Origin of the sequence: Streptomyces sp. NPDC005408 (assembly GCF_040606445.1) — a bacterium.
Classification (GTDB): Bacteria; Actinomycetota; Actinomycetes; order Streptomycetales; family Streptomycetaceae; genus Streptomyces.
Window position 1 is genome coordinate 23,993 of the sequence record NZ_JBEXEX010000005.1, and the last position, 22,736, is coordinate 46,728.

General features: G+C 69.6%; 18 protein-coding genes. 13 read left to right on the top strand and 5 right to left on the bottom strand.

From position 1 onward, the window contains the following. Positions 1–33 precede the first annotated feature (33 nt). The gene (locus ABZS64_RS06925) at positions 34–738 is read left to right on the top strand and encodes a class III extradiol dioxygenase subunit B-like domain-containing protein (RefSeq protein WP_355824189.1); all 705 of its coding nucleotides are present in this window, start codon (positions 34–36) and stop codon (positions 736–738) included. A gap of 65 nt (positions 739–803) precedes the next feature. Here the strand turns inward: ABZS64_RS06925 and ABZS64_RS06930 are convergent, their stop codons facing one another. Both ABZS64_RS06930 and ABZS64_RS06935 read right to left on the bottom strand, forming a co-directional pair. After that, positions 804–1,082, bottom strand: coding sequence for an antitoxin (locus ABZS64_RS06930; protein WP_355824191.1), 279 nt, complete (start codon positions 1,080–1,082; stop codon positions 804–806). 32 nt (positions 1,083–1,114) lie between these two features. Continuing rightward, positions 1,115–1,441: a hypothetical protein gene (locus ABZS64_RS06935; protein ID WP_355824194.1), complete on the bottom strand. Its 327-nt coding sequence runs from the start codon at positions 1,439–1,441 to the stop codon at positions 1,115–1,117. Positions 1,442–1,624: 183 nt separating this feature from the next. Here ABZS64_RS06935 and miaA point away from each other — a divergent pair, with 183 nt between their 5' ends. The 6 genes from miaA to hflX all read left to right on the top strand — a co-directional run bounded on the left by miaA (position 1,625) and on the right by hflX (position 9,681). Then, positions 1,625–2,563 carry a tRNA (adenosine(37)-N6)-dimethylallyltransferase MiaA gene (gene miaA, locus ABZS64_RS06940; protein ID WP_355824196.1) on the top strand — a complete coding sequence of 313 codons (939 nt, stop codon included), beginning with the start codon at positions 1,625–1,627 and terminating at the stop codon, positions 2,561–2,563. Between the two features lie 105 nt (positions 2,564–2,668). Then, the gene (locus ABZS64_RS06945) at positions 2,669–3,109 is read left to right on the top strand and encodes a hypothetical protein (RefSeq protein WP_355824199.1); all 441 of its coding nucleotides are present in this window, start codon (positions 2,669–2,671) and stop codon (positions 3,107–3,109) included. A 34-nt stretch (positions 3,110–3,143) separates the two neighbouring features. Beyond that, a complete protein-coding gene (gene dapF, locus ABZS64_RS06950) occupies positions 3,144–4,028 on the top strand; it encodes a diaminopimelate epimerase (protein ID WP_355824201.1) in 885 nt (294 codons plus the stop codon). Positions 4,029–4,411: 383 nt separating this feature from the next. Beyond that, positions 4,412–6,490 carry an HD domain-containing protein gene (locus ABZS64_RS06955; RefSeq protein ID WP_355824204.1) on the top strand — a complete coding sequence of 693 codons (2,079 nt, stop codon included), beginning with the start codon at positions 4,412–4,414 and terminating at the stop codon, positions 6,488–6,490. 65 nt (positions 6,491–6,555) lie between these two features. Further along, positions 6,556–8,016 carry a M1 family metallopeptidase gene (locus ABZS64_RS06960; protein ID WP_355824206.1) on the top strand — a complete coding sequence of 487 codons (1,461 nt, stop codon included), beginning with the start codon at positions 6,556–6,558 and terminating at the stop codon, positions 8,014–8,016. A gap of 174 nt (positions 8,017–8,190) precedes the next feature. After that, positions 8,191–9,681: a GTPase HflX gene (gene hflX, locus ABZS64_RS06965; RefSeq protein WP_355824209.1), complete on the top strand. Its 1,491-nt coding sequence runs from the start codon at positions 8,191–8,193 to the stop codon at positions 9,679–9,681. A gap of 73 nt (positions 9,682–9,754) precedes the next feature. On the opposite strand, the gene ABZS64_RS06970 is transcribed toward hflX, so the two are convergent. Together ABZS64_RS06970 and ABZS64_RS06975 are read right to left on the bottom strand one after the other, a co-directional pair. Continuing rightward, the gene (locus ABZS64_RS06970; RefSeq protein ID WP_355824211.1) at positions 9,755–10,906 is read right to left on the bottom strand and encodes a hypothetical protein; all 1,152 of its coding nucleotides are present in this window, start codon (positions 10,904–10,906) and stop codon (positions 9,755–9,757) included. 234 nt (positions 10,907–11,140) lie between these two features. Beyond that, on the bottom strand, positions 11,141–12,316 hold the full coding sequence (locus tag ABZS64_RS06975) for a hypothetical protein (protein WP_355824213.1): 1,176 nt from the start codon (positions 12,314–12,316) through the stop codon (positions 11,141–11,143). Between the two features lie 350 nt (positions 12,317–12,666). Here ABZS64_RS06975 and ABZS64_RS06980 point away from each other — a divergent pair, with 350 nt between their 5' ends. From ABZS64_RS06980 to ABZS64_RS07000, 5 genes are read left to right on the top strand one after another with little or no spacing between them, the layout of a single operon-like run. Continuing rightward, positions 12,667–14,043, top strand: coding sequence for a diaminobutyrate--2-oxoglutarate transaminase family protein (locus ABZS64_RS06980; RefSeq protein ID WP_355824216.1), 1,377 nt, complete (start codon positions 12,667–12,669; stop codon positions 14,041–14,043). 27 nt (positions 14,044–14,070) lie between these two features. Further along, positions 14,071–15,978: an IucA/IucC family protein gene (locus ABZS64_RS06985; protein WP_355824219.1), complete on the top strand. Its 1,908-nt coding sequence runs from the start codon at positions 14,071–14,073 to the stop codon at positions 15,976–15,978. 41 nt (positions 15,979–16,019) lie between these two features. Further along, positions 16,020–16,757, top strand: coding sequence for a GNAT family N-acetyltransferase (locus ABZS64_RS06990; RefSeq protein WP_355824221.1), 738 nt, complete (start codon positions 16,020–16,022; stop codon positions 16,755–16,757). A 59-nt stretch (positions 16,758–16,816) separates the two neighbouring features. After that, a complete protein-coding gene (locus ABZS64_RS06995) occupies positions 16,817–18,694 on the top strand; it encodes an IucA/IucC family siderophore biosynthesis protein (protein ID WP_355824224.1) in 1,878 nt (625 codons plus the stop codon). Between the two features lie 49 nt (positions 18,695–18,743). Further along, entirely contained in the window at positions 18,744–20,738 is a 1,995-nt protein-coding gene (locus tag ABZS64_RS07000) for an ATP-dependent DNA helicase (RefSeq protein WP_355824227.1), read from the top strand. A gap of 143 nt (positions 20,739–20,881) precedes the next feature. On the opposite strand, the gene lexA is transcribed toward ABZS64_RS07000, so the two are convergent. Beyond that, on the bottom strand, positions 20,882–21,667 hold the full coding sequence (gene lexA / locus ABZS64_RS07005; RefSeq protein ID WP_355824229.1) for a transcriptional repressor LexA: 786 nt from the start codon (positions 21,665–21,667) through the stop codon (positions 20,882–20,884). A 532-nt stretch (positions 21,668–22,199) separates the two neighbouring features. Between lexA and nrdR the strand changes: the two genes are divergently transcribed. Beyond that, a complete protein-coding gene (gene nrdR, locus ABZS64_RS07010) occupies positions 22,200–22,712 on the top strand; it encodes a transcriptional regulator NrdR (RefSeq protein WP_355824232.1) in 513 nt (170 codons plus the stop codon). Positions 22,713–22,736 lie beyond the last annotated feature (24 nt).

Genomic DNA, 22,736 nt, shown 5'->3' on the forward strand with positions numbered 1-22,736 from the left:
GCACAACAGGCATGAGGGCATAGGCTGCTGGCCATGCTTGTAGCCGCCGCTGTGTGCCCCTGCCCGCCGCTGCTCGTGCCCGACGTCGCCGCCGGTGCCGCGCCGGAACTCGACGCGGCGCGCACGGCCTGTGCCGACGCCGTCGGGGTGCTCGCCGCCGCCCGTCCCGACCTGCTGATCGTGATCGGGCCCGCCGAACAGGACGGCCGGGGTCCGCATCCCGCGGGTACGACCGGCTCCTTCCGCGGCTTCGGTGTCGACGTCGACGTGACGCTGGGGGCGGGCGCGGGCCAGGAGCGGCCGCTGCCGCCGTCCCTGGCCGTCGGAGCCTGGCTGCTGGCCCGTGCGCAGTGGGATGTGCCGGTCGAGGGCCTCGGCGTCGGTGAGCCGCTCGAGGGGGACCGCTGCGTGGCGGTGGGCCGGGGGCTCGGTGCCCGGGCCGAGCGCGTCGCGCTGCTGGTGATGGGCGACGGCAGCGCCTGCCGCACGCTGAAGGCCCCTGGCTATCTGGACGAGCGGGCGGCCGGCTTCGACCAGCAGGCGGCTCGGGCGCTGGGCGCGGCCGATGTGGAGGCGCTGAAGGCGCTGGACGAGTCACTGGCGTACGAACTCAAAGCGGCGGGCCGGGCGCCCTGGCAGGTGCTGGCCGGGGCCGCCGAGGGGGCAGGCCTGGCAGGGCAGTTGCTCTACGACGACGCTCCCTACGGCGTCGGCTATTTCGTGGCCGCCTGGTCGTAGCGCAGGCGCAACGGCGGACGGCCGCGGAACAAGCGTTCCGCGGCCGTCCGTCGATGTGCTGAATGTCAGGCAGCCGGCGGCGGCGTGGTGCCGTCAGCGGGTGGCGTGGTGCCGCCGTCCTTGTGTGCGGTGTCGTCCTTGTGGGCAAGGCGGTCCAGGGCGTCCTTGGCCTTGCCGGTGCCAGACTCGATCTTGCTGCTGTATCGGCCCTTGGTCTTGGCGTCGACCGTCCTTGCGGCCTTGTCCAGGCCGTGCTCGATCTTGTCCCCGTGCTGCTGCGCGAGGTCGGAGACCTTGTCCTTGGCCGGGGCGAGTTTGGCCTTCAACGTGTCCTTGAAGCCCATGGGGCACCTTCCCTTGTGGGGGACAGCGGGGATTATTTTCGGGCGCCCTCGCCGGCTTCGTTGTCCGCCGCCTCGTCGGCCGACTGCTGCTTGGGAATCTCCACGCCTTCGGCGGCTGCGGTCTCGGTGACCTCCGCCTCCTCGGCTTCGGTGACCTCCTCCGCCGTGTCCTTCGATGCCTCGGCTTCCGGACCCGCCTCGGACCCGGTGTCGGAACCACTTTCGGCCCTCGCCTCGGTACCGGCGTCGGAACCGGACTCGACCGGGGATTCGGCCGTCAGAGTGCCGGTCGCCGCCTCCTCGGTTGACGCCTCGGCAGTCGGGCTGGACTTACGACGAAACCGTGAAAAAACACCCATATCTACTCCATAGCCTACTCGTGTGGGCGAAGTTCCGCGTGTGCCCGGAGCGTCCTATTGCGCCGCTGGCGGGCACCGGTCGGGAAACCGGCGTTCGGAACCTCGTAACAGGCAACGAAGCTGTCCCTGTGCCGTCACTTAACTCGTTCGGGGACACCCCCGCGGGTTTGCGAGACTGGGTCAGTGAGAAGTGCAGCTCCCGCACCGCGGGTCATCGCCGTCGTCGGTCCCACCGCGGCCGGAAAGTCCGATCTGGGCGTTTTCCTCGCCCAGCGACTGGGCGGTGAAGTCGTCAACGCCGACTCCATGCAGCTCTACCGGGGGATGGACATCGGCACCGCCAAACTGACGACCGAGGAGCGCGGAGGTGTCCCGCACCGGCTCCTGGACATCTGGGACGTCACCGAGGCCGCGAGCGTCGCCGAGTACCAGAAGCTGGCCAGGGCGGAGATCGACCGGCTGCTCGCCGAAGGCCGTACACCCGTCCTCGTCGGCGGCTCCGGGCTGTACGTACGAGGCGCCATCGACGCCCTCGAATTCCCCGGTACCGACCCGGTGATCCGCGCCCGCCTGGAGGAGGAGCTGACAGTGCGCGGCTCCGGCGCCCTGCACGCCCGGCTCGCCGCAGCCGACCCGGAGGCCGGAAAGGCGATCCTGCCCAGCAACGGCCGCCGCATCGTGCGGGCACTCGAAGTCATCGAGATCACCGGCAAGCCCTTCACCGCCAACCTCCCCGGACATGACGCCGTCTACGACACCGTTCAGATCGGCGTCGATGTCGCCCGCCCCGAGCTCGACGAGCGCATCGCGCTGCGCGTGGACCGGATGTGGGAGGCGGGCCTCGTCGACGAGGTGCGCGCGCTGGAGGCGCAGGGTCTGCGCGAGGGGCGTACGGCTTCACGCGCGCTCGGCTACCAGCAGGTGCTCACGGCGCTCGCGGGGGAGTGCACGGAACTTCAGGCGCGCGAAGAGACCGTGCGCGCCACGAAGCGCTTCGCGCGCCGCCAGGACTCGTGGTTCCGCAGGGACCCGCGTGTGCACTGGCTGAGCGGCGCCGCCGAGGACCGGCCGGAACTTCCGCACCAGGCGCTGACGTTGGTCGAACGAGCGGTCACAGCCTGATCACGTGATTGCATCGGGACGCTCTGCCCGTCATTTCGGCGCCCTGCGGCGTGCCATCATCGCAACATCGATCGACGTGGAGTCCGAGTTGGGAGGCGCGTGGCGATGGAGGCCGGCCCTCGCGACAGAGAACGGGAAGCACGGGACGCAGCGGACAGCGCGTCCCGTCTCAGTCCCGACGGACCTGACGACCAGGACGTGATCCCGGACGAGGTCGAAGTCGAACTGCGGCCGCAGCGCAGGCTGCGGATCTGGCAGCTCGCCCCCATCGTGGGGCTCGCCGCTGTCGGCTCGCTGATGTTCGCCTTCCCCCTCGCCTTCGGCACCGGCGACGGTGGCGCCGTCGTCGCCATGCTGGGACTGCTGATCAGTTGCTGCGCCGCGGGCTGGGGTGTGATGGCCGCCCGCCGCGTCGGCCACACCTGGCCCGGACTGCCGCCCCGCGGCTCCGGCGAACGCCCCGACTGGCGGGTCATCGCCCTGTACGTCGGGGTGGGCGCGGCGCTCGTCGCACTCGCCGTCTGGCGTGTGGCCCGCCTCCGCTGACCGCGTTGTCGGCGGGGTCTCGTACAGTTGATCCGTGAGCAACTCGCAGATCCCCTTCCTCAAGGGCCATGGGACCGAGAACGACTTCGTGATCGTCCCCGACCCGGACAACGCCATCGACCTGCCCGCGTCCGCCGTCGCCAAGCTCTGCGACCGCCGGGCCGGTATCGGTGGCGACGGTCTGCTGCATGTCGTCCGGTCCGCGGCGCACCCCGAGGCGCGCGCCATGGCCGGCGAGGCCGAGTGGTTCATGGACTACCGCAATGCCGACGGATCGATCGCCGAGATGTGTGGCAACGGCGTGCGCGTCTTCGCGCGGTACCTCGAGCGTGCGGGTCTTGTCGAGGCGGGCGACCTGGCAGTGGCGACTCGCGGCGGCGTCAAGAAGGTGCACCTCGCCAAGACCGATTCCACGGGCGGCTCTGCCGCGGGTGACATCACCGTCTCCATGGGCCGCGCGCTGTTCCCCGAGGACAGCGTCACGGTCACCGTCGACGGCCGCAGCTGGCCCGCTCGCAATGTGAACATGGGCAATCCCCACGCGGTTGCCTTTGTCGAGGATCTGGACCACGCGGGCGACCTGCTCGCCGTGCCGCCCTTCAGCCCGGCGTCGGTCTACCCGGACGGTGTGAACGTCGAGTTCGTCGTCGACCGCGGTGAGCGTCATGTCGCCATGCGCGTGCACGAGCGCGGCTCCGGTGAGACCCGCTCCTGCGGCACGGGCGCGTGCGCCGTCGCGGTCGCGGCGGCCCGCAGGGACGGCCTGGACCCCTCGGTCACCGGTGTCCCCGTCACGTACATCGTGGATCTGCCCGGCGGGCGGCTGGTGATCACGGAGCACCCGGACGGTGAGATCGAGATGACCGCCCCCGCCGTGATCGTCGCCGAGGGCCACATCGAACCGGCGCTCCTCGCCTAGGCCCTGTCCGGCCGATCTTGCCGGGCTCGCGTGCCCTGGCACGCACGCTCGCTGCGTTGTCGTCAGTCGCCGACGCTCCGCGTCGGCTCCTTCCTCCGCCTTGCGACCCCACGCACCAGACCCCGCTCCCTGATCCGGCCTGATCGACCGGACAGGACCTAGCCCGTCCTCGCCCAGCTCGTGGTCGCGCAGCCCTTCTTCGCCTAGCTCGTCCTCGCTCGAACCGAAACCGCGATCGCATAGAGCTTCGCTCGAATGGGTGATCCGTTTCACGCTGAGCGAGAGCCGGACTGCGCCACGTGGTGGGCTCGGTAGCATCAAGCACCGGCCCGGAGGGCACGCCTGCTCCTCCCACCGCCGGTCGAAGCTGCCGGAGGTGCCCCATGAGTGCAGAGGCCACGAACCCTGGTGCCCACAGCCGCAGGCGCGGCCGTCCCAGGATCGACCTCCGCCGGCTGGGCCACGCCGCACTCCTCGGGCCGGCTGCCCGCGACCGGTTGCCCGACGCGATCGGCCATGTCGCCGAAGCGCACCGGGCACACCACCCCGAGGCGGACCTCGCCATCCTGCACAAGGCGTATGTCCTGGCTGAGACTTCCCACCGCGGGCAGTTCCGCAAGAGCGGCGAGCCGTACATCACGCATCCCCTCGCCGTCACCCTGATCCTCGCCGAACTGGGCGCGGAGACAACGACCTTGACGGCCTCTCTCCTCCACGACACCGTCGAGGACACCGAAGTGACGCTCGATCAGGTACGGACGGAGTTCGGCGCCGAGGTCTGCTATCTCGTCGACGGCGTCACCAAACTCGAGAAGGTCGACTACGGCGCGGCGGCCGAGCCCGAGACCTTCCGCAAGATGCTCGTCGCCACCGGCAACGACGTCCGCGTGATGTCGATCAAACTCGCCGACCGGCTGCACAACATGCGCACGCTCGGCGTCATGCGGCCCGAGAAACAGGCCCGCATCGCCAAGGTCACCCGCGACGTCCTCATCCCCCTCGCCGAACGCCTCGGTGTCCAGGCACTCAAGACCGAACTGGAAGACCTGGTGTTCGCGATCCTCCACCCGGAGGAGTACGAACGCACCCGTGCCGTCATCGCGGAGAACGCGACCGCCTGGGACGCGCTCGACACCATCGCGGAGAGCTTCAGGGCGGTGCTGAAGGACGCCGGTATCGCGGCCGAAGTCCTCATCAGGCCACGGCACTTCGTCTCCGTGCACCGCGTCCGCATCAAGCGCGGCGAGCTGCGCGGCACCGACTTCGGGCGTCTTCTGGTGCTGGTCGGAGAAGATGCCGACTGCTATGGCGTCCTGGGCGAGCTGCACACCTGTTTCACCCCGGTGATCTCCGAGTTCAAGGACTTCATCGCTGCTCCCAAGTTCAACCTGTACCAGTCGCTGCACACGGCCGTCGCGGGCCCGGACGGCGCGGTCGCCGAAGTCCTCATCCGTACGCACCAGATGCACAAGGTCGCCGAGGCGGGAGTGATCGCCCTCGGCAATCCCTACGTACCCGTGGAAGGGGCCGAGCCGGCCGACGGCGAGCGGGCCGACCCCACCAGGCCCGGCTGGCTCTCCCGCCTCCTGGACTGGCAGGAGTCCACGCCCGACCCCGACACCTTCTGGACCTCACTGCGCGCCGATCTGGCGCAGGACCGTGAGATCACCGTCTTCCGCGCCGACGGCGGCATGCTCGGTCTGCCGGCGGGAGCGAGCTGTGTGGACGCCGCGTACGCCCAGTACGGCGAGCAGGCGCACGCTTGCATCGGCGCACGCGTCAACGGCCGCCTGGCGACGCTGAGTACGGTGCTGAGCGACGGCGACACCGTGCATCTGCTGCTGGCGCAGGACGCCGCGTCCGGTCCCTCGCCCGACTGGCTCGACCACGCCCGCACACCCGCCGCACGGATCGCCATCACCTCCTGGCTCGCGGCCCATCCGGAGGGGACGAAGGTTCCGGCAGCCGCTCCTCGCAGGCCCGCCCCCGTCACCGCCGACCGGCCCACCGCCGCGAACGCCGTCGTCGACCTGCCGGACGCGACCGTCCGGCTCGCCGGCTGCTGTACGCCCGTGCCGCCCGAAGCCGTCACCGGCTTCGCGGTCCGCGGCGGCACAGTGACGGTCCACCGCGAGGAATGCCCCGCCGTGGCCCGTATGAAGTCACTCGACCGCGAGCCCATCCCGGTGACCTGGGGCGACGCATCCGAATGCCGGGTCACCCTGATCGCTGAATCCTTCGGTCGCCCCCGGTTGCTCGCCGATCTCACCGAAGCCATCGCCGCCCAGGGCGCGGCCATCGTCTCGGCGACCGTCGAACCTCCGAGCCAGCAGCGCGTACGGCACACGTACACCCTCCAACTCCCGGACTCCGCAGGACTTCAGGCCCTGATGCGCGCCATGAGGGACGTACCGGGCGTGTACGACGTGAGCCGCACCCAGCATCCGGCGGCCACCGCCTGACCTCGTTCGGGTGGCACGACGCGCGCCGTCACAGTCATCGCCGGGCGCGCTGATAGCCGTAGGGCATGCTGCTCACCTCTCGGCGCCTGCGTGCCGCCCTGCTGGCCGCCGCCTCGGCCACCCTGGTCGCCGCGGCCCTGCCCCCGCCCGCACCGCTCGGCATCGGCGATTCCCTCTTTCCGCATCTGGGCAATCCCGGCTACGACGTCCTCCGTTACGACATCGCCTTCACCTATGGCGGCAGCAACACCAAGCCTCTGGACGCCGTCACCAAGATCCACGCCTGGGCGACGGAGCGACTGGACCACATCAACCTCGACTTCACCCACGGCACCGTCCGTACGGTCGAGGTGAACGGTCACCCGGCCACCTTCACGACCGCCGGAGAGGATCTGGTGGTCGAGCCGGACACCTCCGTCCGGCCGGGCTCCCCGCTGACGATCACGGTCACCCACACCAGCGATCCGAGCGGCCCCGCGGACGCCGGAGGCTGGGTGCGCACCGGCGACGGGCTGGTCATGGCGAACCAGGCGGATGCCGCTCACCGTGTCTTCCCCTCCAACGACCACCCCGCCGACAAGGCGTACTTCACCTTCCGCGTCACCGCGCCGAAGGAGTACACCGTGGTGGCCAACGGCGTGCGGACGGCCAAGGCCGGGACCGGCCCCACCACCACGTGGGGGTACCGGACCAAGCACCCCATGGCCACCGAGCTGGCCCAGGTGTCGATCGGCCGCTCGGCCGTCGTGGAGCGCCCGGGGCCGGGCGGACTGCCCGTGCGCGATGTCGTGCCTGCTGCGGACCGGGTGAAGCTGGAGCCCTGGCTGAAGAAGACACCGGCACACCTGGAGTGGCTGGAGCAGAAGGTCGGCCGCTACCCCTTCGAGACGTACGGCGTGCTGATCGCCGACGCTGCCACAGGGTACGAGCTCGAGACGCAGACCCTCTCGCTGTTCGAGCGCAGGCTCTTCACCAACACCGACTTCCCTGAGTGGTACGTCGACTCGATCATGGTGCATGAGCTGGCCCACCAGTGGTTCGGCAACAGCGTCTCGCCCCGCACCTGGTCCGATCTGTGGCTCAACGAAGGGCACGCCAGCTGGTACGAGGCCCTCTACGCCGAGGAGAAGGCACAGAAGCCGCTCCAGACGCGGATGCGCGACGCCTACAAGCGGTCCGACGAGTGGCGGGCGGACGGCGGACCGCCCGCGGCGCCGAAGTCGCCGGCGCCGGGGCAGAAGATCAGCCTCTTCCGGCCGGTCGTGTACGACGGCAGCGCACTGGTCCTGTACGCGCTGCGGCAGACGATCGGGACGGAAGCCTTCGGCCGGCTGGAGCGGGCCTGGGTGCGCGAGTACCGGGACGGCACGGCGACGACCGCGGACTTCACGGCGCTCGCATCGCAGATCGCCGGGCGTGATCTGTCGGCGTTCTTCAAGGAGTGGCTGTACGCGCAGCGGACCCCGGCGATGCCGGGGCACCCGGACTGGCGCAGCGCGGCTCCCACGGCCGGCAGGGCAGGCTGAAACTGGGATGACGGCCCTGGCAGGGGCGTGCGACCATCAACGGGTCGGCGACGCGGCCGGGGCCCTCCCCGGGAATCATCGGGGGAATCATCCGTGGCCGTTACGCGTTGTGACTGATGTACCGGACTTCCCTCCGGCACTGATCTTGTTCATTCCAATCGACGTAAGGATCCAATGACCTCCTCTTCATCCCCTTCCCAGGACGAGCAGAGCTTCGCGGATACGCGCACCGAGAGCCTTCGGGCCGATGCCCTGATGGAAGAGGACGTCGCCTGGAGCCACGAGATCGACGGAGAGAGGGACGGCGATCAGTTCGCCCGCTCCGAGCGCGCCGCGCTGCGGCGTGTGGCGGGCCTCTCCACCGAGCTCGAGGACGTCACCGAGGTCGAGTACCGGCAGCTGCGCCTGGAGCGCGTGGTGCTGGTCGGCGTATGGACCTCGGGGACTGTGCAGGACTCGGAGAATTCCCTCGCTGAGCTGGCGGCCCTCGCCGAGACGGCGGGCGCGCTGGTGCTCGACGGCGTCATCCAGCGCCGCGACAAGCCGGACCCGGCCACGTACATCGGCTCGGGCAAGGCGCAGGAGCTCCGCGACATCGTGCTCGAGACCGGTGCCGACACCGTCGTATGCGACGGTGAGCTCAGCCCCGGCCAGCTGATTCACCTCGAGGATGTCGTCAAGGTCAAGGTGGTCGACCGGACCGCCCTGATCCTCGACATCTTCGCCCAGCACGCCAAGTCCCGAGAGGGCAAGGCGCAGGTCGCGCTCGCGCAGATGCAGTACATGCTGCCGAGGCTGCGCGGCTGGGGTCAGTCGCTGTCCCGGCAGATGGGTGGCGGCGGCGGTGGCGGCATGGCCACACGTGGTCCCGGTGAGACCAAGATCGAGACGGACCGGCGTCGGATCCGCGAGAAGATGGCGAAGATGCGCCGGGAGATCGCGGACATGAAGACGGGCCGTGAGATCAAGCGGCAGGAGCGCCGGCGCAACAAGGTGCCTTCGGTCGCGATCGCCGGTTACACCAACGCAGGAAAGTCCTCGCTGCTCAACCGCCTCACGGGCGCCGGCGTCCTGGTGGAGAACGCACTGTTCGCCACCCTGGACCCGACCGTCCGCCGGGCCGAGACACCGAGCGGTCGGATCTACACCCTGGCCGACACCGTCGGGTTCGTACGGCATCTGCCGCACCACCTCGTCGAGGCGTTCCGCTCCACCATGGAGGAGGTCGGCGACTCCGATCTGATCCTGCATGTCGTGGACGGATCGCACCCGGCGCCGGAGGAGCAGCTGGCCGCCGTGCGCGAGGTGATCCGCGACGTGGGCGCTCTGGACGTGCCCGAGATCGTGGTGATCAACAAGGCGGACGCGGCCGATCCGCTGGTACTGCAGCGGCTGATGCGCGTCGAGCGGCACGCGATCGCGGTGTCGGCACGCACCGGCAAGGGCATCGACGAGCTGCTCGCGCTGATCGACGTCGAACTGCCGCGGCCCGAGGTCGAGATCGAGGTCCTCGTGCCGTACACCCAGGGCGGGCTGGTCTCGCGGGTGCACGCCGAGGGCGAGGTTCTCTCCGAGGAGCACACCACGGAGGGCACGCTGCTCAAGGCACAGGTGCATGAGGAGCTGGCCGCCGCGCTGGCGCCCTATGTGCCGGTGGTTCGCTGACGCCTCCCATGAACCATCGGAGGCCCGCACCCAATTCAGGGTGCGGGCCTCCGCGTTCACGCCATCCTGTCGGCTACTTGGCGCCGTACTTCTCGCTCATCATGTTGAAGAGCTGCTCGGCGCCCTGGCCCAGCTGAGGGCCGGCCAGCCAGCCGTTGGTGACCGGACCGATCGAGGTGTTGGAGACCAGGACGGTCTTCTTGCCCTGGACCCGGAACCAGCCACCGCCGGACGAACCGCCAGTCATCGTGCAGCCGATGCGGTACATCGCCGGGGTACCCGCGACGACCGTAAGACGGCCGGGACGGTCGATGCACTTGTGCATGATCAGGCCGTTGTACGGCGGAGCGGCCGGGTAGCCCCAGGCCCCCATCGCGTCGACGGTCGCGGCCGCCGGGGCGGAGAAGTCGACCGGCAGGGCGTTGCCGACGGTCTCCTCCAGGGACTTGGTGCCGTTCTCGGGCTTCACGTGCAGCACGGCGTAGTCGTAAGGGGCACCGCCCGCGCCCGTCGGGCCGCCCGCGCTGATCCACTCGTTGGAGGTCGAGGCCCAGTCGGCCCAGTACGTGCCGTACGGCGCGATCTCCTGCGGCTGGGCATTCGCCAGCTGCGCTTCCGACTTGCCCTTGTCGTTGTACGCCGGAACGAAGGCGATGTTGCGGTACCAGCCGCCGCTCTTGCCCGAGTGCACACAGTGGCCGGCGGTCCACACGAGGTTGGACTTGCCGGGGTTGCGCGGATCCTTCACGACGGTGCCGGAGCAGACCATCGAGCCTTCGGGGGAGTCGAAGAAGACCTTGCCGACCGGGGCCGCGTAGTTGTGGTACGGGAGCTTCTCAGGCTCGGCCTTGACCGGCGCGGGCTCCGGGTCGGTGCCGGAGTCGACCGGGGCGTCCTTCGTGGCGAGCGTCTTGGAGGGGTCCTTGGCCTCCTTCATCCGCTCGGGCTTCCACAGGCCCTCGATCACCGGGTTGGCGAAGTCCTTCGCCTCACGGAGCCACTTGTCCTTGTCCCAGTTCTTCCACTCGCCGTTCTTCCACTTGTCCAGGTCGATGCCGTGCTCTTTGAGCTTGTCGGCCAGGTCGGCGGCGCCGCCGTCCGCGGCGGGGCTGGAAGCGGCGGGCTTGTCGGCGCCCTTGTCCTCGCTCGGGCCACAGGCGCTGGCCGTCAGCGCGATGGCTGCGGCGATGCCGGTGGCAGCCAGCAATGGACGTATGGATCGCATGGAAACGATTCCCCCTGTTGTGCAAATGGATTCATGTCATGAACGTGTCACGCGAAAGGGCGGCCTTCCGGGGCCGCCCCTGCTGCGGCACCACTCTATGCGGGTGCGTCGCCGTCCAGTTGGGGTGGGCCCCACCTGCACGGAGTCTCCACGAGGAAGGAGACAGGGGCCCACGACGGCTCGGTCGGGGCCCCTGTCCTTCCTTCGGTGCGTGTGCCCTACGGGCCAACTTGCTTACTGGTTTGCGAACTTCTTGCTGACAGAGTTGTAGACACCCTTGGCCTCCGTGCCCAGGCGCGGACCGGCCAGCCAGCCGGCCGTGACCGGGCCGATGGAGGTGTTGGAGACCAGGGCAGGCTTGCCGTCCGAGCCCTTGGCCACCCAGCCGCCACCGGAGGAACCACCGGTCATCGTGCAGCCGATGCGGTACATCGTCGGGTCGTTGGCCTTGATGGAGAGCCGGCCCGGCTTGTCTGCGCACTGGAAGAGCTTCTGGCCGTCGAACGGCGGCGCCGCCGGGTAACCGGTGGCCCGCATGTTGTCGATCTTCGGCACGGCCGGGGCGTTGAAGTCGACCGGGAGCGCCGAACCGACCGTCTCCTCGAGGGACTTGCCGGTGCCGCCCTTCTCGGGGGTCACATGGATCACGGCGAAGTCGAACGGAGCGCCCTGGCCGCCGGTCGCGGCACCCTGGGAGATCCACTGCTCGGAGGTCTGCGCCCAGTCACCCCACCACACGCCGTACGGAGCGATCTCCTCCTTGGGAGCCTTCTCCAGCTCGGAGGTGGGCTTGGCGCTGTCGTTGTACGAGGGCACGAAGGCGATGTTGCGGTACCAGCCGCCGCTCTTGCCCGCGTGCACACAGTGGCCCGCGGTCCACACCATGTTGGACTTGCCGGGGTGGGCCGGGTCCTTCACCACGGTCGCGGAGCAGACCATCGAACCCTCGGGCCCGTCGAAGAAGACCTTTCCGGCTTCGGCGGCATTGGAGTGGTACGGAGCCTTCACGGCCTGCGCGTTGACCGGCGCCGGCGTCGGGTCGGTGACACCCTCGTCGCCCGAGATGTCATTGTCGACGGGCTTCTCCGGCGGCTTCTCGGCGTCACGCATCCGGTCCGGGTCCCACAGGCCCTCGATGATCGGGTTGACGAAGTCCTTGGCCTCGCGCAGCCACTTGTCCTTGTCCCAGTTCTTCCACTCGCCGTTCTTCCACTTGTCCAAGTCGATCCCGCGCTCCTTGAGCCGGTCCTTGAGATCGTCCGGGATGGTGATTTTGTCGTCGGCGGACTGGCTGGCGGGGGCGCTCGGCTTGTCGCCCGCATTGTCCTCGCTCGGACCGCAGGCGGTGGCAGCCAGCGCGAGCACGGCGGCGATGGAAGCCGCTGCCAGCGTCGGGCGAATGGGTCGCATGTCGTGATCCCCCTGGGACTTCAGTACGGCTGAACTGTCTGACTGACTGACTGAACCGGCCGATCCGTTCGACCGGTTGGAACTGCCGGAACTCTACAAAAGGGTTCCTCACCCCGGCGGTGGTGCCCGGGCCGGAGCGCGGCCCCCCACTATGCCGGTGCCGATGGGGACGGCATGCACCAGGTCCGCGGTTCCGCCGACGCAAGGATCTTCCGAATGCCCGTGATCCCCGGCTTCCGGCGTCGTTGGTACGTACGGGGTACGCAAGGTCAGCGTTCAGCCCGGCCGGGCGGCGTACGAACGCTGTACCGATGTGCAACGCAACTGTTACAGCGGGAGGACCAACAGCCGTGGCCGTGACCGAACCTGCTCCGGCGGCGCCGGCCGCCGCGCACGAAGGGATCCTGCGACGGCAGTCCCTGCGCGAGTCCGCCGCCCGGACCTATGCGCGCTCGCTGCCCATCGTTCCCGTACGCGCGCGCGGGCTGACGATCGAGGGAGCGGACGGGCGGCGCTATCTCGACTGCCTCTCGGGGGCGGGGACGCTGGCGCTCGGCCACAACCATCCCGTGGTCCTCGAGGCGATCAAGAAGGTCATCGACTCGGGCGCACCGCTCCATGTCCTCGACCTCGCCACGCCGGTAAAGGACACCTTCACCACCGAGCTCTTCGCCACGCTGCCACGGCGGTTGGCCGACGACGCCCGCATCCAGTTCTGCGGTCCCGCCGGTACCGACGCGGTCGAGGCGGCCCTCAAACTCGTCCGCACCGCGACCGGCCGCAACGGCCTCCTCTCCTTCACAGGCGCCTACCACGGGATGACGGCGGGCGCCCTCGACGCCTCCGGCGGCGCCACGGACGTACGCGTGACCCGGCTGCCGTTCCCGCACAACTACCGCTGCCCCTTCGGGATCGGCGGGGAGCGAGGCGCCGAACTCGGCGCCCGCTGGACCGAAAGCCTCCTCGACGACGCCAAGGGCGGAGTGCCCAGGCCGGCCGGCATGATCCTCGAACCCGTGCAGGGGGAGGGCGGAGTGATCCCTGCCCCCGACGCCTGGATGCGCAGGATGCGTGAGATCACCGCCGCCCGCTCCATCCCCCTGATCGCCGACGAGGTGCAGACCGGAGTCGGACGGACCGGCACCTTCTGGGCGGTCGAGCACAGCGGTGTCGTGCCCGATGTGATGGTCCTTTCCAAGGCGATCGGCGGCTCCCTTCCGCTTGCTGTGATCGTCTACCGGTCCGAACTCGACGCCTGGCAGCCCGGTGCCCACGCCGGCACCTTCCGCGGCAACCAACTCGCCATGGCGGCGGGCGCGGCCACCCTCGCCTTCGTGCGCGAGAACCGGCTCGCCGACCGCGCTGCGACCCTGGGCGCTCGCATGCTGGGCCGCCTGCAGGGGCTGGCCGCAGCCCACTCCTGCATCGGAGACGTACGCGGCAGGGGCCTCATGATCGGTGTCGAACTCGTCGACCCCGACGCCGCTTCCCCGGACGCCTTGGTCCCGCCGCCCGCCCCCGCCCTTGCCGCCGCCGTTCAGCAGGAGTGCCTCAGCCGCGGACTCATCGTCGAACTCGGCGGACGTCACTCCGGCGTCGTACGACTGCTTCCTCCTCTCACCCTCACCGACGAACAGGCCGTGGCCGTCCTCGACCGTTTTGCCGACGCCCTGGCTGCCGCCGAGCGCTCCCTGCACCGCCGCAACGACAGCGGGCAGTCCTGCTGACCCGGACGAATCACAAGGAAGACCCCCGTGAACACCACTCCCGCACGCGATGTGCCCGAGGCCGACGGCCGTCCCACCGCTGACCACCGAGGACAGAGCGGACCAGGTGGCCGCCTCGCGGTCGAGTCGGCGACGGTGCCGCGCCAGCAGACAGGGGGCCATGGCGACCAGCACACCCCCACACCCACCCTCGGCCCGCCCCCGGCAGCGAGAGCCGTCGAGTACCTCGATCACCCCGATCCATACCGCGCCGCGGATGCGGCGACCGTCGAGAATCTGCTCCGCTGCTGGGTGCGGGAGAACAACCTAGGCAAGCCCGACGGACAAACCCTGCGCATCCCGCTGCACGCCAGCGGCACCGCGCTGCTCGTCCCCGTCCGCTACTGGTCGGCCAGTGGATGGCACCGCTTCGGCGTGCCCGCCCTGGACGGAGCACCGCGTGACGCACCCGGCGCCGACGCCGTCACCGTCGCGGCCCTCCTCGGCAGGGAGGCGGGCCAGAGCGAAGGAGCCGACCTGGTCGGCCGGGTCGCCGACTCCGTACGGCGCACGGCCGACTTCATCACCGACCGCCGCGCCCGCCCCGAACCCGATCCCGTGGCAGATCTCTTCCTCACCTCCGAGCAGTCACTCCTGCTCGGCCACCCGCTGCACCCGGCGCCCAAGAGCCGCGAAGGTCTTTCCGACGCCGAAGTCCAGCTCTACTCACCGGAGTTGTACGGCTCCTTCCCCCTGCACTGGATGGCCGTCGACCGCTCCGTCCTGGCCACCGAGTCGGCCTGGACCGAGCAGGGCCGAACGGTCGCGGCGGAGCAGCTCACCGCCCGCCTCTGCGAAGACCTCCAACTCCCCGACCACACCGTTCCGTTGCCGCTCCACCCCTGGCAGGCACGCGAACTCAGGCACCGCCCAGCCGTCGCTGCTCTCCTCGACGCCGGTCTCCTCCACGACCTCGGGCCCAGTGGAGACCCCTGGCACCCCACCTCCTCGGTCCGTACCGTGCACCGCCCCGGCGCCCCGGCCATGCTCAAGCTCTCTCTCGGCGTACGCATTACCAACTCCCGTCGTGAGAACCTCCGCAAGGAACTCCACCGTGGTGTGGAGGTCCACCGCCTCCTTCGCACCGGACTCGCCGAGCAGTGGCAGGCCGCACACCCCGGTTTCGACATCGTGCGAGACCCCGCCTGGCTTGCCGTCGATACCGCCGACGGCGAACCGCTGCCCGGTCTCGACGTCATGCTGCGCCACAACCCCTTCGGCCCGGGCGACGACGCCGTCTGTATCGCTGGACTGACCGCGCCCCGTCCGTGGCCCGGCAGGGCCGGGATGCACTCACGCCTCGCCGACATCGTGGCCCGGCTCTCCGCGCGCACCGGCCGGCCCACCGGGGCGGTCGCCGCCGAGTGGTTCCTGCGCTACCTCGACCACGTCGTACGCCCGGTTCTCTGGCTGGACGCCACGGCGGGTATCGCCCTCGAAGCCCACCAGCAGAACACCCTGGTGATCCTCGACCCTGACGGCTGGCCCGTCGGCGGCCGCTACCGCGACAACCAGGGCTACTACTTCCGCGAGTCCCACCGCGCCGAACTCGAACTCCGCCTCCCCGGCATCGGTTCGGTCAGCGACACCTTCGTCTCCGACGACGTCACCGACGAGCGGTTCGCCTACTACCTCGGCATCAACAACGTGTTCGGCCTGATTGGGGCCTTCGGCGCGCAGCGCCTCGCCGACGAGCGCGTACTCATCGCCGCCTTCCGGCAGTTCCTCTCGTCGAGTGCGGGCCTCGGCTCGCCCCTGCCCACCCAACTCCTCGAAGCCCCAACGCTCCGGTCGAAGGCCAATCTGCTGACCCGGCTGCGCGGCCTCGACGAGCTCGTCGGCCCGGTCGACACCCAGTCCGTCTACGTCACGATCGCCAACCCCCTTCGTTCTTGAGGCAACTCAACCCGACCGACCTGGGAGAGGAGAGCGCCACTGTGCCTCCCACTGATGCGAGCACCCACACCGGAGCCGGTCCAACACCCCAGCTCGGCGGGGGCGTCGAGGACACCTTGGACCTGCGGCTCCCCGAGGAACTCCTCGCGCTCATCCGGGAGGATGAGCCGTCGGTGGACTCCGGGGAGGCGGACGGCTCAGCCGCGGGGGATCTGCTCGGCACCCCCGCCGACTGGGGGCCCGCCGTCACCTCCGCCGGCTCCTTGCAACTCGTCCCCGTACGCATCGAACGCGACGTGGCCCTCATCAGCCGATGGATGAACGACCCCGCCGTGGCAGCCTTCTGGGAACTGGCGGGACCCGACTCCGTCACCGCCGCCCACCTGCGCGCCCAACTCGACGGCGACGGCCGCAGCGTCCCCTGCCTCGGCGTGCTCGACGGTATCCCCATGAGCTACTTCGAGATCTACCGCGCCGACCTCGACCCGCTCGCGCGGCACTATCCGGCCCGTCCCCATGACACCGGCATCCATCTCCTCATCGGTGGCGTCACCGACCGCGGCCGCGGTGTCGGCTCGACCCTCCTCAGAGCAGTGGCGGACCTCGTCCTCGACCATCGCCCCCGCTGCGCACGCGTAATCGCCGAACCCGATCTGCGCAACACCCCCTCCGTGTCCGCCTTTCTGAGCGCCGGCTTCCGCTTCTCCTCCGAAGTCGACCTCCCCGACAAGCGAGCTGCCCTCATGGTCCGCGATCGCGCGCTTCGCAAACTGCTGTGAACGACCCGCTGCCTTACTTACACCGCTCGACCCGCATCGGTTCCACTCGAGGAGTCACCGTGCCGAAGTCCCTTGCCACCCACGACTCCGAACAGCCGCCCGGGATCCCCTTCACCCCGCCGGGTCTGAACCCACAGACCTGGGACCGGGCGTCCGGCCGCCTCCTCGCCAAAATGCTCGGTGAGTTCGCCTACGAAGAGATCATCGAACCGGTCCCCGACCGTCAGGCGCTCGCCCCGACCGCGCCCACCCGGACGACCCCCGCGCCAGAGGCCCCCATCCCGACGGCCCCCGCTCGCTACACACTTGCGCTCGACGACGGCGGCAGCCTGTCCTTCCAGGCCCGGCGCGGAGCGTACGGAAGCTGGAGAGTCGATCCGGACTCCATCGAGTACAAGGGCCGCCGCTTCACCGACCCGCTCGCCTTCCTCGTCCGGGCCCGCCGCCGGCTCGCCGTCGACGGCGCCACCCTCGGTCATCTCCTGCGCGAGCTGACCACCACCCTCGTCTCCGACACCGGGCTCGACCACGACGCGCTCACCGGGCCAGAGCTCGCCGACCTCGGCTATGCCGAGCTCGAAGGCCACCAGACGGGCCACCCCTGGCTCGTCCTCAACAAGGGCCGCATCGGCTTCTCCGCCACGGACACCGCCCGCTGGTCGCCCGAGGCCCGCCGACCCGCGCCGCTCCCATGGATCGCGGTCAGATCCACCCTCGCCGCCTACCGAGGCGTTCCCGGACTGTCCCGCCCCGACGATCTCTACGCCCGTGAACTGGACGCATCCGTCCGTGCGTCCTTCGCCGCCGTACTGCGCGCCAGGGGCCTCGACCCGGAGGCGTACCTCTATCTCCCCGTACACCCCTGGCAGTGGGACGAGGTACTCCTGCCCCTATTCGCCCCCGCCGTCGCCCAGGGCGACATCGTCCCGCTCCCCTCCGACGGTGATCTGCGGCTGCCGCAGCAGTCGATCCGCACCTTCGCGAACCTGGATCGCCCCGACCGGCACACCGTCAAACTGCCGCTGTCCATCCTCAACACCCTGGTCTGGCGAGGCCTGCCGACCGAGCGCACCCTCGCCGCCCCCGCCGTGACCTCCTGGGTGCACGGACTGCGCGACGCGGACCCGTTTCTGCGGGACGAGTGCGGCGTCATCCTTCTCGGCGAAGTCGCATCGATCGCCGTCGCGCACCCTCTGTACGACCATCTCCCCGAGGTGCCGTACCAGTACAAGGAACTCCTCGGCGCGATCTGGCGCGAGCCCCTGCAGCCTCGGCTCGCCCCGGGCGAGCGGGCCCGCACTCTGGCCTCGCTGCTGCACGTCGACCGCGAGGGCCGATCCTTCACGGCGGAGCTGGTCTCCCGATCCGGCCTCGCTCCCACGGTCTGGCTCCAGCGGCTCTTCTCCGCGCTGCTGCCGCCGCTGCTGCACTTCCTCTACCACTACGGCACCGTCTTCTCCCCGCACGGCGAGAACGCCATCGTCGTCCATGACGACCGGGACGTGCCCGTCCGTCTGGCGATCAAGGACTTCGTCGACGATGTGAACGTCAGCGCCCAGCCGCTCCCCGAACACGACTCCATGCCTGAGGACGTACGGAAGACGCTTCTCACCGAGGAGCCTGCCTTCCTGACGCAGTTCATCCACGCAGGTCTCTTCGTCGGCGTCTTCCGCTTCCTCGCACCCCTCTGTGAGGAACAACTGGGTGTGCCGGAGGAGCGGTTCTTCTCGCTCGTACGGGCGGAGATCCTGCGGTATCAGGCCGCCTTCCCGGAGCTCAAGGAGCGCTACGAGATGTTCGATCTGCTGACCCCGGTGATCGAGCGCCTCTGTCTCAACCGCAACCGGTTGCATCTGGACGGCTACCGAGACCGCCCCGACCGCCCCCACGCCGCTGTCCACGGCACGGTGCCCAATCCGCTGAGCCCGGCCCGATGACCCGATCTGTGATCGCGCTGTCAGTGGTGCCCCGTAGGGTGGACTGGCTATGACGAAGCCATCCCTCCCCGAGCTCCTCCATGCCGCCGTCACCGCCGTCGGCGGAGTGGAACGGCCAGGCCAGGTCACCATGGCCGAGGCCGTCGCCGAAGCGGTCGACAACGACTCCCATCTGCTTGTCCAGGCCGGCACCGGCACCGGAAAGTCTCTCGGCTATCTGGTGCCCGCCCTGGCGCACGGGGAGAGAGTCGTCGTGGCCACGGCCACCCTGGCCCTCCAGCGCCAGCTCGTGGAGCGTGATCTTCCGCGTACGGTCGAGGCACTGCACCCGCTGCTGCGCCGGCGGCCGGAGTTCGCCATGCTCAAGGGCCGTTCCAACTATCTCTGTCTGCACCGCCTCCACGAGGGCGTGCCGCAGGAAGAGGAGGACGGCCTCTTCGATCAGTTCGAGGCCGCCGCACCCACCAGCAAGCTCGGGCAGGACCTGCTCCGGATGCGTGACTGGTCCGACGAGACCGAGACCGGGGACCGCGACGATCTCACCCCGGGCGTTTCCGACCGGGCCTGGGCACAGGTCTCCGTCTCCTCGCGGGAGTGCCTGGGGGCGTCGAAGTGCGCATACGGCGCGGAGTGCTTCGCCGAGGCTGCCCGTGAGCGCGCGAAACTGGCCGATGTCGTGGTGACGAACCACGCGCTTCTCGCGATCGACGCGATCGAGGGCGCCCCGGTGCTCCCGCAGCACGAAGTCCTGATCGTCGACGAGGCCCATGAGCTGGTGTCCCGGGTGACCGGTGTCGCGACCGGCGAGCTCACGCCCGGCGCCGTGAACCGTGCCGTTCGCCGCGCCGCCAAGCTGGTCAACGAGAAGGCAGCGGACGCTCTGCAGACCGCGGCCGAGACCTTCGAGCGACTGATGGAACTCGCGCTTCCCGGCCGTCTCGAGGAGATCCCCGAGGATCTCGGATACGCCCTGATGGCGCTTCGCGACGCGGCGCGCACGGTAATCTCGGCCCTCGGCAGCACCCGCGACAAGTCCGTCCAGGACGAGGACGCCGTACGCAAGCAGGCCCTGGCCTCGGTCGAGAACATCCATGACGTCGCCGAGCGCATCACTCAGGGCTCGGAGTACGACGTCGTCTGGTACGAGCGACACGACCGTTTCGGCGCGTCCCTTCGGGTGGCACCGCTCTCCGTCTCCGGTCTGCTGCGCGAGAAGCTCTTCGCGGAGCGATCGGTGGTTCTGACCTCCGCCACGCTCAAGCTCGGCGGTGACTTCAACGGTGTCGGGGCCTCGCTCGGCCTGGCCCCCGAGGGCACTGCGGAAGCGGCGACCGGCGAAGCCGCTGATGTCACGAGCCCGGAGTGGAAGGGGCTCGACGTCGGTTCGCCCTTCGACTATCCGAAGCAGGGCATCCTCTATGTCGCGCGCCATCTGGCGACTCCCGGCCGGGAGGGCTCCCGCGGCGACATGATGGACGAACTCGCCGAGCTGGTGGAGGCGGCCGGCGGTCGTACGCTCGGTCTCTTCTCCTCGATGCGGGCCGCCCAGGCAGCGGCCGAAGAGCTGCGCGGCAGGCTCGACAAGCCGATCCTGCTCCAGGGCGAGGAGACGCTAGGAGAGCTGATCAAGGCCTTCGCCGCCGACCCGGAGACCTGCCTGTTCGGCACGCTCTCCCTCTGGCAGGGTGTCGATGTGCCGGGAGCCAGCTGTCAGCTGGTGGTCATGGACCGGATCCCGTTCCCACGCCCCGACGATCCGCTGATGAGCGCTCGCCAGAAGGCCGTGGAAGAGGGGGGCGGTAATGGCTTCATGGCCGTCGCCGCGACGCATGCCGCCCTCTTGATGGCCCAGGGATCGGGCCGCCTCGTACGCGCCACGGGCGACCGGGGCGTGGTCGCCGTACTCGACCCGCGTCTGGCCAATGCCCGGTACGGGAGCTATCTGCGCGCCTCCCTGCCCGACTTCTGGTACACGACGGACCGCAACCAGGTGCGTCGATCGCTGGCCGCGATCGACGCTACGGCCAAGGCGGACGGCAGGTAGGCCAAGGCGGACGGCATAGGGCGCGGACGGCAAGTAGGCAAACGCCGAGCAGACCCAGTCCGAGCAGATATAGGGGCGCAGACATAACTGGGCCCCGGGACCGGCGCAGTGGGTCCCGGGGCCGGTCAGAGCCGACGGGGCTGTCACACCCGCCGCAGCACCGCCACCACCTTGCCGAGGATGGTCGCCTCGTCACCAGGAATCGGCTGGTACGCCGCGTTGTGCGGGAGCAGCCACACATGGCCGTTCTCCCGCTTGAAGCGCTTGACCGTGGCCTCGCCCTCCAGCATCGCGGCCACGATGTCGCCGTTCTCCGCGACGGGCTGGCGGCGCACCGTCACCCAGTCCCCGTCGCAGATCGCGGCCTCGATCATCGAGTCGCCGACAACCTTCAGTACGAACAACTCACCGTCGCCCACAAGCTGGCGGGGGAGCGGGAAGACGTCCTCGACCGACTCCTCGGCGAGGATCGGGCCACCGGCCGCGATCCGGCCGACGAGCGGCACATACGAGGCGGCGGGCTTGCCGGTCGTGTCGGTCGGCTGTGTGCTGGGCTGGTCGGAGCCGCGAACCTCGTACGCCCTGGGGCGGTGCGGGTCCCGGCGCAGGAAGCCCTTGCGCTCCAGAGCCATCAGCTGGTGTGCCACGGAAGAGGTGCTGGACAGCCCGACCGCCTGGCCGATCTCACGCATCGACGGCGGGTATCCCCGACGCTGTACGGAGTCACGGATCACCTCGATGACGCGCCGCTGCCGATCCGTGAGACCGGAGCTGTCGGCTCGGATCCCTGGAGGTCGGCCGGGCAGCGAACGCGTGGGCTTGGGCCCCTCGGGTGTCGTGGCTGCGTCATCCATGGCATGCACCGGCTCGAATCGGTTCTGGGAGCGGTCCTGGGCAGTGATGGTGGCACTGTCTGCGGTGGTGGTCACGTCGGCCCCTCTCGAATGGTCTCCCTAGCTGGACAACGGTAGTGGGTTTCGAAAGGTTGCGCCAAACACACGTTCGAGTGAAAAATCGCAGATTGTCTGACGTGAGCGCCGGGCTGGGTGTATGTGCGAACGATCGAGTCGTAAGGCAATTCGGGCCATTACGGTAACCTTCGCGGCCGGGCAGCGGAGGGGCGGGGTGCTGCCGGGGTGATTCCCAGTCTTGCACTCGGGGGGCCGGAATCCGCGGAGCCGCGCGATTCCCGTAATCTCGTGGCCGGTCCCGCGCCGCTTCGATGGCGCGGTGTCACCACCCGTACGCCTGCTGTGTGCAGGCGCCGCAGCGCGACACGCGCTGAGAGTGGAAAGTGCGACCAAACCCCAGATCTAGTGGTTGGATTGTGTCAGCCGCCCAGAAGTTGTGGTCCCCGGTCCTCCAAGACCGCGGCCATCGCCTATGCTTGGGGCTGCTTCGAAGGGCTTCGACCGGCCCGTCGAGGCCATTCAGTCGTGCTGTGAAGGAGGGTTGGGAGCCATGCACTGCCCCTTCTGCAGGCACCCCGACAGCCGTGTCGTCGACAGTCGCACCACCGACGACGGAACGTCGATCCGGCGCCGCCGGCAGTGTCCTGACTGCTCCCGTCGCTTCACCACGGTGGAAACCGCCTCGCTGATGGTGATCAAGCGCAGCGGCGTGACCGAGCCCTTCAGTCGCACGAAGGTCATCTCCGGCGTCCGCAAGGCATGCCAGGGGCGGCCGGTCACCGAGGACGCCCTCGCCAAGCTCGGCCAGCGGGTCGAGGAAGCGGTGCGCGCCACCGGCAGCGCCGAGCTGACCACCCACGACGTGGGTCTGGCCATACTCGGCCCCCTGCAGGAACTCGACCTTGTCGCGTACCTGCGCTTCGCGTCCGTGTACCGGGCTTTCGACTCACTCGAAGACTTCGAGGCCGCCATCGCGGAACTACGCGAGCAACGGCCTCCCGCAGAGGAACGCGGGACCGGCGAGACCCTTGAGGTCCCCGTGCCCGCCACCGCCGCCGACTGAGCAACATCTGGCTGAGCGGCTCGG

Excerpts from the sequence above, each read along its gene's own strand:
- ABZS64_RS06925 (WP_355824189.1), top strand. The coding sequence starts at position 34 with ATGCTTGTAGCCGCCGCTGTGTGCCCCTGCCCGCCGCTGCTCGTGCCC.
- ABZS64_RS06930 (WP_355824191.1), bottom strand. The coding sequence starts at position 1,082 with ATGGGCTTCAAGGACACGTTGAAGGCCAAACTCGCCCCGGCCAAGGAC.
- ABZS64_RS06935 (WP_355824194.1), bottom strand. The coding sequence starts at position 1,441 with ATGGGTGTTTTTTCACGGTTTCGTCGTAAGTCCAGCCCGACTGCCGAG.
- ABZS64_RS06945 (WP_355824199.1), top strand. The coding sequence starts at position 2,669 with ATGGAGGCCGGCCCTCGCGACAGAGAACGGGAAGCACGGGACGCAGCG.
- ABZS64_RS06955 (WP_355824204.1), top strand. The coding sequence starts at position 4,412 with ATGAGTGCAGAGGCCACGAACCCTGGTGCCCACAGCCGCAGGCGCGGC.
- ABZS64_RS06960 (WP_355824206.1), top strand. The coding sequence starts at position 6,556 with ATGCTGCTCACCTCTCGGCGCCTGCGTGCCGCCCTGCTGGCCGCCGCC.
- hflX (WP_355824209.1), top strand. The coding sequence starts at position 8,191 with ATGACCTCCTCTTCATCCCCTTCCCAGGACGAGCAGAGCTTCGCGGAT.
- ABZS64_RS06970 (WP_355824211.1), bottom strand. The coding sequence starts at position 10,906 with ATGCGATCCATACGTCCATTGCTGGCTGCCACCGGCATCGCCGCAGCC.
- ABZS64_RS06975 (WP_355824213.1), bottom strand. The coding sequence starts at position 12,316 with ATGCGACCCATTCGCCCGACGCTGGCAGCGGCTTCCATCGCCGCCGTG.
- ABZS64_RS07000 (WP_355824227.1), top strand. The coding sequence starts at position 18,744 with ATGACGAAGCCATCCCTCCCCGAGCTCCTCCATGCCGCCGTCACCGCC.
- nrdR (WP_355824232.1), top strand. The coding sequence starts at position 22,200 with ATGCACTGCCCCTTCTGCAGGCACCCCGACAGCCGTGTCGTCGACAGT.